This window comes from Flavobacterium johnsoniae (assembly GCF_030388325.1).
Classification (GTDB): domain Bacteria; phylum Bacteroidota; class Bacteroidia; order Flavobacteriales; family Flavobacteriaceae; genus Flavobacterium; species Flavobacterium johnsoniae_C.
In genome coordinates this window covers 3,738,064-3,752,478 of the sequence record NZ_CP103794.1, presented here as the reverse complement: position 1 = coordinate 3,752,478, position 14,415 = coordinate 3,738,064, and the positions used below count along the sequence as shown (strand labels likewise).

Here is a 14,415-nt window from a genome sequence, read left to right as displayed (position 1 = left end):
TAAAAAATATATAGAAAGCTCTTTAAGAAATTAAAGAGCTTTTTTTTATATATTTCTGCAATAAATTTGAATTTATCTTACTACATATTCAGAAATTAAAGAAATAAACATCTAAATATGAATATCTTTCGAAAAACAAAATTTACATCTCTAATTGAAGCTTCAATAAAACCTGAAAGTTGTAAAAAACTCAGTTTAATATTTTATAACTATAGTTTGAAGGATAAGGGAGAAATATTTTCTCAGTTTATAAATCTAGAAGTATTAGAAATACAAACCGCTGTATCAACGTATTATCTAAATGATTTTGAACTTCCAGCGGAAATTGGAAATCTCAAAAAACTTAAGAAAATTTCAGTTCTAAATTTCCCATTGAAGACTTTTCCTGAGTGGATTTTTAATATAGAATCTTTGGAGTATTTAATGCTTAGAGGAAATGATATCGTTACAATTCCAGAATCTATTTCTCGATTAGAAAAATTAAAAACGCTTAAAATTGAAAGTTGTCCATTAAGCAAAATCCCTAAGACATTGAATCAACTAAAAAACTTAAGTTTTTTAGGGCTTTGCGACACAAGACTTACGGATTTAAACTATAATTTATTTCCTTATAATTTGAAAGAAATTTATTTTAACGGCACAGGAATTTATAAAGATGAAGATTTAGAATTTTTAAAAACAAAAATGCCAAAAACCAGAATATATCCATAAAATAAAGAGCAAAATTCTATTGTTTGACAATTAATTTTCCTTTGTTAATCGATCCAATTCTTTCAATAATGTTGGAAATCTAAATTCTCCATGCATACTTTCAATTTTACTAAACGCTTCTTCTAGATCAATTCCGATAGAAGTAATGTACAATGGTTTTTTGCTGTCGCCTCGAAATAATGCTTTTTTGTTTTTTTCTATTGAAGCAAAATTTGTTTTAGCAACACCAATAATCGGGATTTTTTTGTTTAATTTCTCATACAAATAACCGCCTAAACCGTATTTCTTTTCGTCGTCTAAATAGACGAATCCGTCAACTACAATTACCTCAATTTCAGATAAATCCATTTGTTGAAGTAAACTTAAAATACAAGGCAATTCTCTTTTGTAAAATTCTCCAGGAATATATTCTGCAACGTTATCAATTATTTCAGAGTAAACTTTAAAATTTTTGTCTTCGTTCCATTTTTCAAATTCTAGACAAACAGTTTTTGCTTTATCGTCAAAGTAGTAAGCATCAAAAGCTAAGATTTTATTGGGCATTTATGTTTTTATTTTGAATTAATTTTCTGCATTTCAGCGTACATTTCGTTTAAAAATGATTGTTGCTTTGTATCGTCTTTAAAATAACGCTGATACACAACGCTACAACTTTCTACATCGGCAATATTTGCTTTGTTAAAAGACCAATCGTCGGTACTTTTGATAGTAATTCCGAGTTCACTACTACAACTTTGCCACAATTCAGAAAACTTCGTTTTTTTATCGTCACTCAATTTGGTAAAATCTGCCGTAACGGTATAACCTCGCATTTCAGAATTGAAAAATTTATAAATAGATTTCACAGGAACGCCACCCCAAATCAATTCTTTTCCAGCTGGAAATTCAATTGTCGTGAGTTTTTCTTCACGCATTTTATGATCTTGTTTTCCTTCAACAAAAAAATGTTCTTGATAAACTAATTTGCTTCCTACAGGAACGGGAATTTTCTTAACTATTATTGGTTCTGTAGTAATAAAATAAGGATAATTTGGAGTAGAATTTCCTCCTGTTGGATTCATATTTCCGACACAGCCTGTAAGGATTAAAGCAAATAATGAAGAAAATGGTTTTAAAATTTTCATATTTAACTATTTCATAAGTTCAAAAAGAGCTTCAATTGTAGATTCTTTTTGATTAATAATGATTAATTGGCTTTTGTCGCTTAAGAAAAATTTATTAGCAAATTCTTTACTAGCATTTGGTTTCCATTCTTTTAATTCAGGGAATTTATTTTTTAGAAACTTAACTTTTTCAGTTGTGTTTTTAGAGATTATTACCACTTTAGTCAAAGGTGTATCTTTCATTTTATTGATACTATTTTCTGTAATCTCAGAATCAAATTCTGCTCTCGAGCGATAACGAAATAATTGGTTTATTTTTCTTCGATTAGTTTCATTTTCAGAAAGGATATACCTGTAAGTCATTATATTATCCAACTCATCAATCCAATTAGGAAAATTTTCTTCATAAAGTCTAATATAAGTATCAATAAAGTTTTTATCCATTGCCTTTTTCTGATCGATGTATTCTTTCACTACAGGATAAATCTGTTTGGCCATTAGATTGATATATTTTTTATTATACCATTCTCCAGGATCGGGTTTGCCATCTAGTTTTTCGTATACAAAACCATTTCCTAACGCAGTTGCTAAAACTTCGTTCATAAGCTGATAAGCGTAATTACTGCATTTTGATTTATTTTCTTTAAAATAATTATCTATCGCAACTTTTACTTCGAATGATTGCTCGTCATAAACAATATGATACGTTTCATGCATCATAACACTAAATAAATCTTTATTTGAGTTTAAGTCGATTTGTATGGCACTAATAAAATTGTTGCAAAAAGCTTGAGCAGTAAATCCTTTCGAATTGGGCAAAGGATAAAATGCAGCAACAAAAGGAATTGCGTTATCCCAGCTTGAATTGTAAAACAAAAGTCCAGTTTCAAAATAACCAGCTATATTATTCTCACTCGAATATTTTTTGATATCATCTAATTGTTTTTCAAACTTTTCTTTATTCGGATTGTAAATCAATTCGTTGTAAACATTCGTAAATTCTTCAATACATGAAGACAAATCAGTTAAAGTTTGATTGGGAATAAGACCAGAAGAACGGAGTTTAAAATCAGTAAGGTTATTTGTTTCTATTAGATTTTTTTTCAAAATATCGTTCGTTTGCATGTTTCTTTTTGAGCCATACGGATATTCATCAAATCGAAAACTATAATCTACTATCAGTTTGTCAAAATTGGAAATTAGTTTGTTGTAATGCTCAGTATTGTATTTAGATTTTTGAAATTCTGTCTTAAAAACATTTTCAGGATAATGTTCAGAAAGATTTTCGATAAAAAGATAAACAGCTAATTGTTCAGAATATTTAACAGTAAAAGTTGTTTTTTGTCCAAATATAAGTGATGTTAGAAAAAAAAAGGCTAGTAGTAATGTATTCTTCATATTGGTATCTAAGGTTTTACTATTTATTTTCTTCGATTTTGAAAATCAAAATCTATAAAAGCTAATATAAGAAATATCTTTAAAACCCAATTAAAATCTAAATTGCTTAACTTTAGCAAACTATCTATTCACATAAAACCAATACAGATGAAAACGAAAATGATATGGGCAAATCTAGCCGTACAGAGCATACAAAAAACAATTGAATTTTATTCTGGCTTAGGATTTAGTCAAAACGGAAAAGAAACAGATGAATTAGTCAGTTTTTCTATTGCTGAGAATAATTTCATAATCAATTTCTTTATTGCTAAAAGGCTTGAAAAAGCTATAAAAGGCAAACTAACCAATGCTTTAAATGAAAATGAAGTTGTATTCTCTTTATCTGCTCAAAGTAGAGAAGAAGTGGAACAATGGGTCGGAATAGTACAAAAAGCAGGCGGAACAATAGTTTCTGAACCTGAAAATTACGAACAAGGCTATACTTTTACATTTGCTGATCCTGACGGACATAAATTTAATTTTTTATATTGGCCAGGAATGTAGTTAAAATATATTATTCGTCATCTGAAGCACAATATTCATTATAAAAGAAAACCATATCTTTGATATTCTTTTTGGTAAATTTTTTGGTGTTGATTCTTTCTACAACTTTTTTACAATCTGCAAAGTATTTTTTTGCTCTTAGATTAAAGCTAAATTCAATATCTGTTGCATACGGTTCATTTTTACGTTTTACATATAACGCTTCAGTCATAGCCCAAACTTTGTCTTCATCTGAAGGCAATTTTCCTATTGTCAAATTAGAATTTCTGCCCATATAATACTCTTTTGCATATCTGTAAAGGTTTACATTTCCTTCTTCAACAACTTGTAATAATTTTGGTTTTGAATGCTCAAATTCAACATACTCATATTTTTCAGAAAACCCGTAAGCTGAAAAAATTAATCCTTTTGCAAAATCATAACTCCATTTATCTGCTTTATCTTCTTGTTTTACTTTAAAATAGATATCGTTATTTTTAATTTCAGCAAAACCTTCAATAGAAGTGCTATCCTTAAAAATTATAGCGGCTTCTCTATAATCTTGGCTAAATCCTAAATTAATAAAAAGTATAAATAGAAGTTGTAGAATTAATTTCATTGTTTCGTTTTTCAGTTTGCTAATATAAATATATCGGCAGTATTTTTTGCCATTTGGCAAATTCTCAATAAAAACTTATTCCTAACTTTCGTGCATGAAAGAATTAGTAAATTATATATTGCAATTTGGCAATTTAAATCAGCAGCAAATTAATTTGATTTTATCTAAAGCTCAAGAAAGAGAAATTCGTAAAGAGGCTTATTTTTCTGAAGCAGGAAAGGTTTCTGTTGAAGTTGGTTTTATTTTAGAAGGAATTCTCAGAGTTTGTTATTACAACAATAAAGGCGAAGAAATCACAAAATACTTTATAGACGAAAATAATCTGGTTGTAGATTTAGAAAGTTTCGATAATAATATTTGTTCTTCGGCATATGTACAGGCAGTTACAGATTGTAAAATGATTGTTTTTTCTAAAAAAGATTGGCAAGAATTATTAGACACGATAATTGGTTGGGACACAATCGTTCATAAAATAATCTCGAAAGCTTTAATGCAGAAAGTTGCCAGAAGAAGTCCGCTGGTTTCGGAGGATGCCACAACGCGTTATTTGTCTTTTATGGAGATGTTTCCAAATGTAATCAATCGCGTGCCACTTTCTTATTTGGCTTCTTATTTAGGAATTACGCAATCTTCTTTGAGCAGAATTAGAAAAAATATTCGCTAAAAAATCGCTTTTTGCCATATGGCAAATGTTTTTGGTTTTTATCTACGCAACTTTGCTTCAATAATTTAAAACAATAAAAAATGGATTCAGTATTAATTACAGGCGCAAATAGAAGCATAGGTTTAGAAACAGCAAAACAACTTTCAGAAAAAGGATTTTTAGTTTATTTAGGAAGTCGTGATCTTGCAAAAGGCGAAGAAGTTGTAAAAGATTTAAATCAAAAAGGATTTCAAAACATTAAAGCCATTCAAATTGATGTTACAAATGATGAAAGTGTTTTAGAAGCGAAAAATATTGTCGAAAAGGAGCAAGGCAAATTAGATATTTTAATTAATAATGCTGGAATTTTAGGCGATGTTCCGCAAGATTCGTCTACAACTTCTGTGGCAAATATTCAGAATGTTTTTGATACCAATTTTTTTGGAGTAATTAGAGTAACGCAAGCATTTATTGAGCTATTAAAAAAATCAGATAATCCAAGAATCAGTAATATTACTTCTGGTTTAGGTTCTTTGACTTTACACAGTGATCCAACATGGAAATATTATGCTTTTAAAGCAGTTTCTTATGTTTCTTCAAAAACAGCTTTAAATGCTTTTACTATCACTTTGGCGCATGAATTAAAAGATTTAGGTTTTAAAGTAAATGCAATCGATCCGGGTTATACCGCAACTGATTTTAACCATCATAGCGGACCTGCGAGTGTAGAAAGCGCAGCAAGTTTCATCATTAAACATACTTTAGATGAAAAAGGACCAACAGGAAAATTCTACAGCCCAGATATAGAAAACGAAAGCGAAGAAAGTCCTTGGTAAAAATTAAAAATAAAAAACTCGAAACCCTCATGATTTTTAATTTTTGAGGGTTTTAGCATTTAAATAACGTTCCATTTTAAAGAAAAGAGTTAATTTAGTCGGCATTATAAAAGAAAATACCATGTCAATAACAACAGAAGCAGAATTAATCGGAATGAAAAAAGCGAGTGAAGCAGTTGCTTTTACTTTAAAAGAAATGAGAAAATTTGCTAAAGCCGGAATGTCAACAAAAGAATTAGACGATTATGGCGGACAAATTCTCAACGCTTTAGGAGCTAAATCTGCACCATATTTGACTTATGGTTTTCCGGGTTGGACTTGCATTAGTGTTGATAACGAATTTTGCCACGGAATTCCATCTGATAAAAGAATTCTAAAAGAAGGAGATTTAATAAATATTGATGTTTCTGCCGAATTAGGCGGTTTTTGGTCAGATAACGGCGGTTCTTTTGTGATTGGATCTGATGTAAACGAGCATCAAAAATTGGTTGAAGCTTCAAAAGATATTTTGCACAAAGCCATTTATAACATCAAAGGCGGCGTTCGCATTTCTGACATCGGTTTTTTAATTGAAACTGAAGCTAAAAAACGTGGTTATAAAGTAATTAAAAACCTAACTGGACATGGAGTAGGGAGAAGTCTTCACGAAGCGCCACACGAAATTGCCAATTACAGAGATCGTTTTAATCAGACAAGATTTAAGAAGAATTCTGTTGTTGCCATTGAAACTTTTATCTCTACAACTTCAACTTATGCAGAAACTTTACAAGACGGCTGGACAATGGTGGGAAATAAAGGCGGATTTATGGCGCAACACGAACACACAATTGTTGTAACGGATGGAAAACCAATTATTCTGACCGAAATGAATGAAATTTGGAATTAAACTATGAACAATTGATAATTGATAATTATAAATTGTCAATTATCAATTGTTAACTGTTAATTGTTTATGCTGGTTCCCAAAGTTCAATTTTATTGCCTTCTGTATCCATTATATGAACAAATTTTCCGTAATCGTAAGTCTCGATATCGTCTAAAACAGTAACTCCGTTTGCTTTTAGTTTTTCTAAAAGTCCTTCAATATTTTGAACGCGGTAATTCACCATGAAATCTTTTTTAGAAGGAGAAAAATACTCATCACCTTTTTTAAAAGGACACCATTGCGTCGATTCAATTTGCTCGGGATTTTCTAAATTTCGAGATTCAAAACTTGCAGAACCCCAATCGTTTATTTCTAACCCTAAATTTTTTGCATACCAATCTTTAGTTTCTTTCGGATTGTCTAGAAAAAAGAAAATTCCGCCAATTCCTGTGACTTTTGGTGTAATTTCATTTGAATTATTTTCCATATAATTAGTTGTTTAGGATTACTGAAATACTATTATTTTACAAATCTAAGGTATTAAAATAATCATTGTATTTTCCTTTTTTATTCTTTTGATTTATCTTTACAGCAAAGCTTTATTTTAAAACACATCATTATGAAAACCGACAGAATTTACAAAATATTATTTTCTAGCGTTTATCCTTTATACATTCAAAAAGTAGAAAAGAAAGAGCGTACTAAAGAAGAATTAGATACTGTAATAAAATGGTTAACAGGATATAATGACAAACAACTTGAAGAACAAATTGAAAAGAAAGTAGATTTTCAAACTTTCTTTGCTGAAGCTCCGCAACTCAATCCGAATGCTTCAAAAATTACTGGAGTTATCTGCGGTTATCGTGTAGAAGAAATCGAAGATCCGTTAATTCAAAAACTAAGATATCTAGATAAATTAGTTGACGAATTAGCGAAAGGAAAAAAAATGGAAAAGATTTTAAGAGAATAATTAAAAACAAGAAACCTTCAAAAATACTTTGAAGGTTTTTAGTTTTTAAACTCTTAATAAACCACGAAAACCTCTCGCGGCATAATACGAATCTGCGCCATTATGATACACAAAAACAGTGTTATATCTAAAATCTGAAAAAATAGCACCACCCAGTTTTCTAATTTCTGGCGGAGTCAAAATCCAACTGGACGTTTTGGTATCAAATTTTCCTAGTTTTTGTAATTCTTTATATTGTTCTTCATTTAAGATTTCAATTCCCATTTCTTCTGCCATGTTTATGGCGCTGTTTGCGGGTTTGTGTTCTTTTCTTTTTTCAAGCGCTTCATGATCGTAACAAACACTTCTTCTGCCTTTTGGACTTTCTGAAACGCAGTCTACAAAAAGGTATTCATCCGTATTTTTGTCATAACCAATAACATCTGGTTCGCCTTCAGTACTTTCCATTTGTTCAAGCGACCATAATTTTTCTGGATTTGCTTTTAGTTTGGTTTCAATTTTAGACCAATCCAGATTTTCATGACGATTTTTATTTTTCTCAAAACGTTTCTCAAGCGTACTTAAAATTTCCTCTTGCTCGTTTATTGTCAATTCTTTTTTCATTTTTATGTGTTTTTAATTAGAACTGCACTTTCTATTCTCTGGTCTGAAGTACCAAGAAATTACGGTTAAAACAATTAATAAAATTGGTCCAAAAAGTGCCGAAGCATCATCTCCAACAGCTAAATGAGAAATTACAGCTCCAGACATTGCAAAGAAAAAACCGGCATAGGCCCATTCTTTCAACAAACCAAATTTCGGAATTAAAATTGCAATTACGCCTAAAAGTTTCCAAACGCCTAAAAGAGTCAAAAAGTAAAGCGGATAGCCTAAATGTTTTATCATTTCAGCTTCTTCTTTTAATGGTATAAGCTGTACAATTCCTGTAGAAGTCATTCCTAATGCCAGCCAAAGCGTAGCAATCCAATAGATAATCTTGTTTCTTTTACTCATAATTCATTATTTTAGTTTAGTTACAATTTCTTCCAATCTGTTGTGTGCCATATTTAAACCTTGAGCAAATGGCAGTTTAAGCTGCGTCAATCTATGTTCGATCGATTTGTAAATAATCTGCATAGTTAATTTACTTGTTTCCTCAGTTAATTTTTCGAATTCTAAAAACTCCAATTGAGGCGCAAAGTTTGCATTATCCATTTCAAAAGTGCGGACAATTTTCTCATTTGGAATTATATCATGAATGGTACCGTGCGCTTTAAAAACTACATTTCCAGATGGATCACTAGTTTCAAATTCCCATCCGCCATGTTTTTTATTTTCGAGTTTCACAACTTTTGTTCCCATCCATTGTGCTACGATTTCTGGCTCAATATATGCTTTAAATAAAAGTTCTACCGAAAGATCAAATTCTCTTGTAATGAAAAGATCTTGTCTGTTATCTTCAGCGTGAATTTTTGTCTTTTTTTCCATGTTTTATTTTTTATAATTTTTCATGATAGCTTCTAGTTTGTTAAAACGTTCTTCCCACATTTTTCTGAAAGGCTCAATAAAATTGTCAATTTCTTTCATCTTCAAAGGATTTAAATGATAATAAATTTCTCTTCCGTTTTGTGTCTGACTTAACAATTCGCATTCGCTAAGAATTTGAATATGTTTCGAAATTGTCTGTCTAGACGAATTAAAATTCTCTGCAATTGCGCCAGGAGTCATACTCTGAATCGCAACTAAACTTAAAATAGCTCTCCTTGTAGGATCTGCTATTGCTTGAAAAACATCTCTTCTAATTTCCATTATGCAGTTATTTGACTGCAAATATAACGAAGTCATTTGACTGCACAATGTTTTTTGTTCTTTTATTTTTAAAAATGTAAATCTATTCTTAAAAATAACTTATTTTAGATGAACCAAAAAAACTAAATAATAATGAAAAAACTATTAATTATATTACTGTTTTCGATACCTAATTGTTATTCACAAAAAAAATTGGACGAGCAAATTGCAAAAGTGATAGATGAAGGCAAAAAATTATATCGTTCAGAAATGGCTTCTTGGTACGGAACAGATCTATTTTTAGAAAAATATCAAAATAGAGAGAATATAGGTGGTTATTTTTCTTATTCTGAAAACGATATTTCTAAGTGCATATTTTTTTCTAAAGATGAAAAAACATTTGTAATTGGAACAATTAGTTTTGATAAATCATACAATATAAAATCAGCTCAGCTTGATCTAACTGAAAGAAGTTTTTCCAAAGATGAAAACGATCTATATATAATTCGTCAAAAGGCTTTAAATCTTTTAAGAACTGATACTATTTTTAAGCAATATGAAAATACAAATCCTAATTTGATTCCAATTATTTCAAACGGAGAGAAGAAAGTATATGTTTTAACAGGGCCAAGTAAAACAGGTGTTGTAATTTATGGTAACGACTATCTTATAACATTTGATAAGAATAACAACCTGATAAACAGAAAAGTACTTCATGCTAATATTATCCCTGTAAATTATGGAGACCAAAAAGAGGCTATTTTAACTGCAATTCATAGCCATCTTCCAAGTACTGGAGAATTAATTACGCCAACAGATATTTGTACTACAATGCTTTATGAAAAGTATACTGGTTGGGAATCTGTGATGGTAATATCTAATGAATATGTTTCAATATGGAATTGCAAGAATGATGAACTCGCCGTTATGACGAAAAAAGCCTTTGAAAAAATGTCGAAAAAATAAGTTTTTAAAAATCTAAAGAAATCTTTTAAAAAACCTTCAAATTGTTTCAGTTTGAAGGTTTTCTTTTTTTATCATTTATGAATCAATCCAATCCAGCAAATTGAAAAGGCTTAGTTTCTTTAAAATTTAATAAAGATTCACCAGAATAATTTTCATGATTCGCTAAACTAAGTTTTTTAATTTTTCCTTTTTCACTAAAATCAATCTTACTGAATTCAACCCAAATTACATTCGGATTCAATACATTATCAAAATAATAAACCAAGTTTTTTTGATCTGCAACTGTTCTCCAACGAGTCGAAGATATATTAGGTTCTGTTTCTGATGAAATTCCCAATGGTACAGAACAATTTCTAATAACTCCAAAAACACTTGCCAAAGCAGTTCTTACATTATCTGTTTTCGGAATGGCATCTATGTAATAAGAAGCACGTACAAAACGATCTGCGGCGCGATTAGTTCCCGGAAGCATAATTGTTCCAGGAATACTTTTCCAATAAGAATTAATCGCTAACTGTTCATCAAAAATTGGAGAATTGGTCATAGCAACATATTTTCTATCATGATGAATAACCAATTTACCGTTTACATATTCAAAAATAGCATTATCGCCGCTTGCATCAGACAGAGACAAATGCACGGTAGCAAAAATATTTGTTCCTGGAATGTGAGATGAAACAATAACAAAATTATTTTTTTCTAACGCCGTAACCGCTTCCGAAACCGTCGAAAAATTATCCAAAGCATATTGTAACCATAAAGAAACTGCTAAACCTTTTACTTTGCCATTTTTCTCAAACTTCGGATATTGAGATTCAACCAACCATAAAAGATTTCCAACAAGTCCTTTTTCGTTCATTCCGTCAGAAGATGCTATATCCCATGAACTTGTAATTACACTTCCAAATTTTGATTTCCATTTTACAGAACTAGTTCCTGCTTCTCCAAATCGCTCAATTCCACGTGGAAAAATCCATAAATTAGCTGGTATTTCACCACGCCAATCCATTGATCTTGCCGTAATAATTGTGCCATTTAATCCTTCATAAACTATTCTTGTACAAGGAATAACTGTTTCAGATATCAAAAGACTAAATGCTAAAAAAAGGGGCAGAATGCTGTTTTTGAATTTCATAATCTAGAAATTTTAATTAAACATTGTTTTTGAGATATTATTTTGAATTAAAAAGAAGTTAAAACAATAAGATTTATCTGCAATTTAAGTATTTAATATAACATTTCTAATATTAAACATTTAATAACGAACGAGATGTAAATTAACAAATGTTATTTAGAATAATTTTAAATAATTTGCTATTAGAAGAAATATCGTCTATTTTTGAAGTTATCACAACTTTTAAAAAATTGACTTTAAATGATGAAAAAGATTTTCAAAGCTCTCAAAATATTTTTGGTTAGTCTCGTAATTTTAATTGTAATCGGATTTTTGTTCGAACGTATTTCTCGATTCTATTATGATAGCAAACGTCCAGATAAATCAGAATTTGTAGAAATAGATGGTAGAAAAATTCATTTTAAGAAACAAGGAAACGGCTCTTGCACCGTAATTTTCGAATCTGGTCTAGGAGGAGATTATCTGCATTGGCAAGATATTCAGAAGAAACTTTCTCAAAAATACACCACAATTTCTTATGATAAAGCCGGAATTTTATGGAGTGCCACAGCAAAGAAAACCAACTTAAGACGATACGCAGATGATTTAAAACAGCTTTTGGAAAAAACAAATTGTCCAAAACCGTACATTTTAGTTGGACATTCTTTTGGTGGAATTACATCAAGATTATTCCTTAAAGAGAATGCAAAAGATATGGCAGGTATTGTGTTTCTTGATGTTTCTCATCCAAAGCAATTAGAAAAATCTTCTGAAGCATTGAAAAAATCTGTTCAGCCGCCGCCAAAAATACTTTTGAGTTTTTTAAATGAAATCGGCATAATTAGAATTTTATATAGTACAACGGCTTTTACAGCGGCAGTTCCGAAAGAACATTGGTTTAACAGAAATGTAAAACACTATTTCTATCGTATTTTAGATGGAATGATGAATGAATTAGAAAATGATGAAAAACTAATGTTAGAAGCATCTCAAATTAATAATTTTGGCGCAATTCCGCTAACAATTATTACTGCAAAATATCCAAATGGAGTAGAAGGAGCAAAGGATAAAAATCTAGAAAAAGAATATCTTTCTATTCATAATAATCTACAGAAAGATCTGCTTCATTTGTCTGATAAAAGCACACAGGTTTTTGCACAAAAAAGCGGTCACTATATTACACTTCAAGAGCCAGATTTAATTTGCAATGAAATAGAAAAATTAGCGCCGAGATAATTCGGCGCTTTTTTTTAAAGTTCAATACTTTTTTCAATTTTTATTTGATTTAGAAAAAGATGATCGTGAGAAATCACAATCAAAGTTCCATTATATTCGTTCAACGCCGCGGTTAGAATTTCTATGTTTTGAATGTCTAGATTATTGGTTGGTTCGTCTAAAATTATAATTTCAGGAGATTCATCACTAATTGTTAAACAGCAAAGCATCAAACGCATTCTTTCGCCTCCGCTTAAATTATTGCAAGGTTTGTCCCAATCGTTTTGAGCGAATAAAAAACGATTTAATCTCATTTTTACGTCATGTTCTTCTAAACCGCAATCATTAAAAAGTTGTGCTTGCTCATAAATTTTCAGATTATTTTGAAGCAAAGAATAATCTTGGTCAATGTACATTGCGTTCTTTTCAAGAGAAGTTATATTTCCTTGCTCCAATTTTAATTCTCCCAAAATAATCTTGACTAAAGTTGTTTTTCCAGAGCCATTTAAACCTTTTAAAACCAGACGATCTCCAGAAAGAATTTCGAAATTCAGATTTTCTTGCCAAAGCAATTGATTTCCATAAGAATAATTAATTTCATTGGCTTTGAAGAGCATTTTTCCTTTATGAAAAGTAGAATTATTGAAGCCAAATTTAATCTGATCTATTGCTGGCAAATTAGATCTTAATTGACGCAAATCGCCAGAAATAGTATTTATTTTCTCTGCATGAACATCTTTTAATTTCGAACTGCTATTTTCTGCGTTATTTCGGAGTGTGTTCATCATAATTCTGGCAACACCAGACTTTTCTTGTTTCTTTTTTCCTCTAGAATCCAGTTTGTTTTGGCGTTCAATGGTTTCGCGTTCTTTATCTTTAGCTTTTCTAAGTTCTTTCTCTTTAATTTGCACATCTTGTTCCAGAGCCTCATTCATGATTTTTTTCTGATTTCGATAAAAATCATAATTTCCTCCATAAACAATAACTTCATTTTTACTCATTTCTAGCGTTCGATTTAGAATATTTAACAATGTTCTGTCGTGACTTACAACTAAAATAGAACTTGAAGTAGATTTTATAAATTCATATAATAATTCGCGTGTTGCAAAATCCAGATGATTGCTAGGCTCGTCCATTAAAATAAAATCTGGTTCATGAATTATAATTCCAGCCAAAAAAACTTTCGTTTTCTGACCACCGCTCAGAGTTCCCATTTTCTGATTCAAATCCAAATCGTTAAGATTCCAATACGATAAAGCTTTATCACAGCGCTCTTCAATTGTCCAGTCATTATCTAATAATTGGAGATTTTCTTCGGTAACAACACCTTCAAGTATTTCTTTAAGTGAATTTATTTTATCCTTTATTTGTAAAGCATCAGTAATACTAAGATTATCAAATTGACCAAATAATTGCGGTACAAAATAAGGTTTCGAATTTTGAATAATTTGACCTGAAAATGGTTTAAGTTCACCCGAAATAATTCGCAATAAAGTTGATTTTCCGACGCCATTATTTCCAACTAGTGCAGTTTTATCATGATTGTTTACCGTAAAATTTATGTTTTGAAACAGCATGTCTTTATTCTCATGCTGATATGAGATATTTTGAATAATAAGCATAATTATTTCTTTTTAGAGAATTAAATAATGAAGCAGCCGCTAGATGCGGTTACCTACTAAGTTT

General features: G+C 30.2%; 19 protein-coding genes. 8 read left to right on the top strand and 11 right to left on the bottom strand.

Annotated elements, in window-relative coordinates:
- Positions 1–117: 117 nt before the first annotated feature.
- Complete coding sequence (locus NYQ10_RS16465; RefSeq protein WP_289877317.1) at positions 118–711, top strand: leucine-rich repeat domain-containing protein; 594 nt, start codon at positions 118–120, stop codon at positions 709–711.
- Positions 712–741: 30 nt separating this feature from the next.
- On the opposite strand, the gene NYQ10_RS16460 is transcribed toward NYQ10_RS16465, so the two are convergent.
- From NYQ10_RS16460 to NYQ10_RS16450, 3 genes are read right to left on the bottom strand one after another with little or no spacing between them, the layout of a single operon-like run.
- Positions 742–1,254 (bottom strand): endonuclease V, encoded by a 513-nt coding sequence (locus NYQ10_RS16460; protein ID WP_289877316.1) that lies wholly within the window; start codon positions 1,252–1,254, stop codon positions 742–744.
- A gap of 8 nt (positions 1,255–1,262) precedes the next feature.
- Entirely contained in the window at positions 1,263–1,835 is a 573-nt protein-coding gene (locus NYQ10_RS16455) for a hypothetical protein (RefSeq protein ID WP_289877315.1), read from the bottom strand.
- Positions 1,836–1,841: 6 nt separating this feature from the next.
- Positions 1,842–3,212 carry a hypothetical protein gene (locus NYQ10_RS16450; RefSeq protein WP_289877314.1) on the bottom strand — a complete coding sequence of 457 codons (1,371 nt, stop codon included), beginning with the start codon at positions 3,210–3,212 and terminating at the stop codon, positions 1,842–1,844.
- 147 nt (positions 3,213–3,359) lie between these two features.
- Between NYQ10_RS16450 and NYQ10_RS16445 the strand changes: the two genes are divergently transcribed.
- Complete coding sequence (locus NYQ10_RS16445; protein WP_289877313.1) at positions 3,360–3,755, top strand: VOC family protein; 396 nt, start codon at positions 3,360–3,362, stop codon at positions 3,753–3,755.
- A gap of 10 nt (positions 3,756–3,765) precedes the next feature.
- Here NYQ10_RS16445 and NYQ10_RS16440 read toward each other — a convergent pair whose 3' ends face one another.
- Entirely contained in the window at positions 3,766–4,353 is a 588-nt protein-coding gene (locus tag NYQ10_RS16440) for a hypothetical protein (protein WP_289877312.1), read from the bottom strand.
- 94 nt (positions 4,354–4,447) lie between these two features.
- Here NYQ10_RS16440 and NYQ10_RS16435 point away from each other — a divergent pair, with 94 nt between their 5' ends.
- The 3 genes from NYQ10_RS16435 to map all read left to right on the top strand — a co-directional run bounded on the left by NYQ10_RS16435 (position 4,448) and on the right by map (position 6,718).
- A complete protein-coding gene (locus NYQ10_RS16435) occupies positions 4,448–5,017 on the top strand; it encodes a Crp/Fnr family transcriptional regulator (protein WP_289877311.1) in 570 nt (189 codons plus the stop codon).
- Between the two features lie 80 nt (positions 5,018–5,097).
- On the top strand, positions 5,098–5,832 hold the full coding sequence (locus NYQ10_RS16430) for an SDR family oxidoreductase (protein ID WP_289877310.1): 735 nt from the start codon (positions 5,098–5,100) through the stop codon (positions 5,830–5,832).
- 121 nt (positions 5,833–5,953) lie between these two features.
- Positions 5,954–6,718, top strand: a complete 765-nt coding sequence (gene map, locus NYQ10_RS16425) for a type I methionyl aminopeptidase (protein WP_289877309.1) — start codon at positions 5,954–5,956, stop codon at positions 6,716–6,718.
- A 64-nt stretch (positions 6,719–6,782) separates the two neighbouring features.
- Here the strand turns inward: map and NYQ10_RS16420 are convergent, their stop codons facing one another.
- On the bottom strand, positions 6,783–7,184 hold the full coding sequence (locus NYQ10_RS16420) for a VOC family protein (RefSeq protein ID WP_289877308.1): 402 nt from the start codon (positions 7,182–7,184) through the stop codon (positions 6,783–6,785).
- Positions 7,185–7,316: 132 nt separating this feature from the next.
- Here NYQ10_RS16420 and NYQ10_RS16415 point away from each other — a divergent pair, with 132 nt between their 5' ends.
- Positions 7,317–7,667 carry a DUF2200 domain-containing protein gene (locus NYQ10_RS16415; RefSeq protein WP_289877307.1) on the top strand — a complete coding sequence of 117 codons (351 nt, stop codon included), beginning with the start codon at positions 7,317–7,319 and terminating at the stop codon, positions 7,665–7,667.
- 45 nt (positions 7,668–7,712) lie between these two features.
- Here the strand turns inward: NYQ10_RS16415 and NYQ10_RS16410 are convergent, their stop codons facing one another.
- Genes NYQ10_RS16410 through NYQ10_RS16395 form a run of 4 tightly spaced genes read right to left on the bottom strand, consistent with a single transcriptional unit; the run spans position 7,713 to position 9,455 of the window.
- Entirely contained in the window at positions 7,713–8,270 is a 558-nt protein-coding gene (locus NYQ10_RS16410; protein WP_289877306.1) for a DUF4256 domain-containing protein, read from the bottom strand.
- A 12-nt stretch (positions 8,271–8,282) separates the two neighbouring features.
- Complete coding sequence (locus NYQ10_RS16405) at positions 8,283–8,660, bottom strand: DoxX family protein (protein ID WP_289877305.1); 378 nt, start codon at positions 8,658–8,660, stop codon at positions 8,283–8,285.
- A gap of 6 nt (positions 8,661–8,666) precedes the next feature.
- Entirely contained in the window at positions 8,667–9,134 is a 468-nt protein-coding gene (locus NYQ10_RS16400) for an SRPBCC domain-containing protein (RefSeq protein ID WP_289877304.1), read from the bottom strand.
- A gap of 3 nt (positions 9,135–9,137) precedes the next feature.
- The gene (locus NYQ10_RS16395) at positions 9,138–9,455 is read right to left on the bottom strand and encodes an ArsR/SmtB family transcription factor (protein ID WP_289877303.1); all 318 of its coding nucleotides are present in this window, start codon (positions 9,453–9,455) and stop codon (positions 9,138–9,140) included.
- Positions 9,456–9,587: 132 nt separating this feature from the next.
- Between NYQ10_RS16395 and NYQ10_RS16390 the strand changes: the two genes are divergently transcribed.
- Positions 9,588–10,400, top strand: a complete 813-nt coding sequence (locus NYQ10_RS16390) for a hypothetical protein (RefSeq protein ID WP_289877302.1) — start codon at positions 9,588–9,590, stop codon at positions 10,398–10,400.
- 82 nt (positions 10,401–10,482) lie between these two features.
- Here the strand turns inward: NYQ10_RS16390 and NYQ10_RS16385 are convergent, their stop codons facing one another.
- The gene (locus tag NYQ10_RS16385) at positions 10,483–11,535 is read right to left on the bottom strand and encodes a linear amide C-N hydrolase (protein ID WP_289877301.1); all 1,053 of its coding nucleotides are present in this window, start codon (positions 11,533–11,535) and stop codon (positions 10,483–10,485) included.
- 243 nt (positions 11,536–11,778) lie between these two features.
- On the opposite strand from NYQ10_RS16385, the gene NYQ10_RS16380 reads away from it, so the two are divergent.
- The gene (locus NYQ10_RS16380) at positions 11,779–12,750 is read left to right on the top strand and encodes an alpha/beta fold hydrolase (protein WP_289877300.1); all 972 of its coding nucleotides are present in this window, start codon (positions 11,779–11,781) and stop codon (positions 12,748–12,750) included.
- Between the two features lie 14 nt (positions 12,751–12,764).
- Here the strand turns inward: NYQ10_RS16380 and NYQ10_RS16375 are convergent, their stop codons facing one another.
- Positions 12,765–14,351 (bottom strand): ABC-F family ATP-binding cassette domain-containing protein, encoded by a 1,587-nt coding sequence (locus NYQ10_RS16375; RefSeq protein WP_289877299.1) that lies wholly within the window; start codon positions 14,349–14,351, stop codon positions 12,765–12,767.
- Positions 14,352–14,415: the final 64 nt, after the last annotated feature.

Bases quoted from the DNA above. Each gene is read 5' to 3' on its own strand.
- NYQ10_RS16395 (WP_289877303.1), bottom strand. From the start codon at position 9,455: ATGGAAATTAGAAGAGATGTTTTTCAAGCAATAGCAGATCCTACAAGG.
- NYQ10_RS16405 (WP_289877305.1), bottom strand. From the start codon at position 8,660: ATGAGTAAAAGAAACAAGATTATCTATTGGATTGCTACGCTTTGGCTG.
- NYQ10_RS16420 (WP_289877308.1), bottom strand. From the start codon at position 7,184: ATGGAAAATAATTCAAATGAAATTACACCAAAAGTCACAGGAATTGGC.
- NYQ10_RS16430 (WP_289877310.1), top strand. From the start codon at position 5,098: ATGGATTCAGTATTAATTACAGGCGCAAATAGAAGCATAGGTTTAGAA.
- NYQ10_RS16440 (WP_289877312.1), bottom strand. From the start codon at position 4,353: ATGAAATTAATTCTACAACTTCTATTTATACTTTTTATTAATTTAGGA.
- NYQ10_RS16455 (WP_289877315.1), bottom strand. From the start codon at position 1,835: ATGAAAATTTTAAAACCATTTTCTTCATTATTTGCTTTAATCCTTACA.
- NYQ10_RS16465 (WP_289877317.1), top strand. From the start codon at position 118: ATGAATATCTTTCGAAAAACAAAATTTACATCTCTAATTGAAGCTTCA.
- NYQ10_RS16380 (WP_289877300.1), top strand. From the start codon at position 11,779: ATGAAAAAGATTTTCAAAGCTCTCAAAATATTTTTGGTTAGTCTCGTA.
- NYQ10_RS16435 (WP_289877311.1), top strand. From the start codon at position 4,448: ATGAAAGAATTAGTAAATTATATATTGCAATTTGGCAATTTAAATCAG.
- NYQ10_RS16390 (WP_289877302.1), top strand. From the start codon at position 9,588: ATGAAAAAACTATTAATTATATTACTGTTTTCGATACCTAATTGTTAT.
- NYQ10_RS16385 (WP_289877301.1), bottom strand. From the start codon at position 11,535: ATGAAATTCAAAAACAGCATTCTGCCCCTTTTTTTAGCATTTAGTCTT.
- NYQ10_RS16375 (WP_289877299.1), bottom strand. From the start codon at position 14,351: ATGCTTATTATTCAAAATATCTCATATCAGCATGAGAATAAAGACATG.
- NYQ10_RS16460 (WP_289877316.1), bottom strand. From the start codon at position 1,254: ATGCCCAATAAAATCTTAGCTTTTGATGCTTACTACTTTGACGATAAA.
- NYQ10_RS16410 (WP_289877306.1), bottom strand. From the start codon at position 8,270: ATGAAAAAAGAATTGACAATAAACGAGCAAGAGGAAATTTTAAGTACG.
- NYQ10_RS16450 (WP_289877314.1), bottom strand. From the start codon at position 3,212: ATGAAGAATACATTACTACTAGCCTTTTTTTTTCTAACATCACTTATA.
- NYQ10_RS16415 (WP_289877307.1), top strand. From the start codon at position 7,317: ATGAAAACCGACAGAATTTACAAAATATTATTTTCTAGCGTTTATCCT.
- map (WP_289877309.1), top strand. From the start codon at position 5,954: ATGTCAATAACAACAGAAGCAGAATTAATCGGAATGAAAAAAGCGAGT.
- NYQ10_RS16445 (WP_289877313.1), top strand. From the start codon at position 3,360: ATGAAAACGAAAATGATATGGGCAAATCTAGCCGTACAGAGCATACAA.
- NYQ10_RS16400 (WP_289877304.1), bottom strand. From the start codon at position 9,134: ATGGAAAAAAAGACAAAAATTCACGCTGAAGATAACAGACAAGATCTT.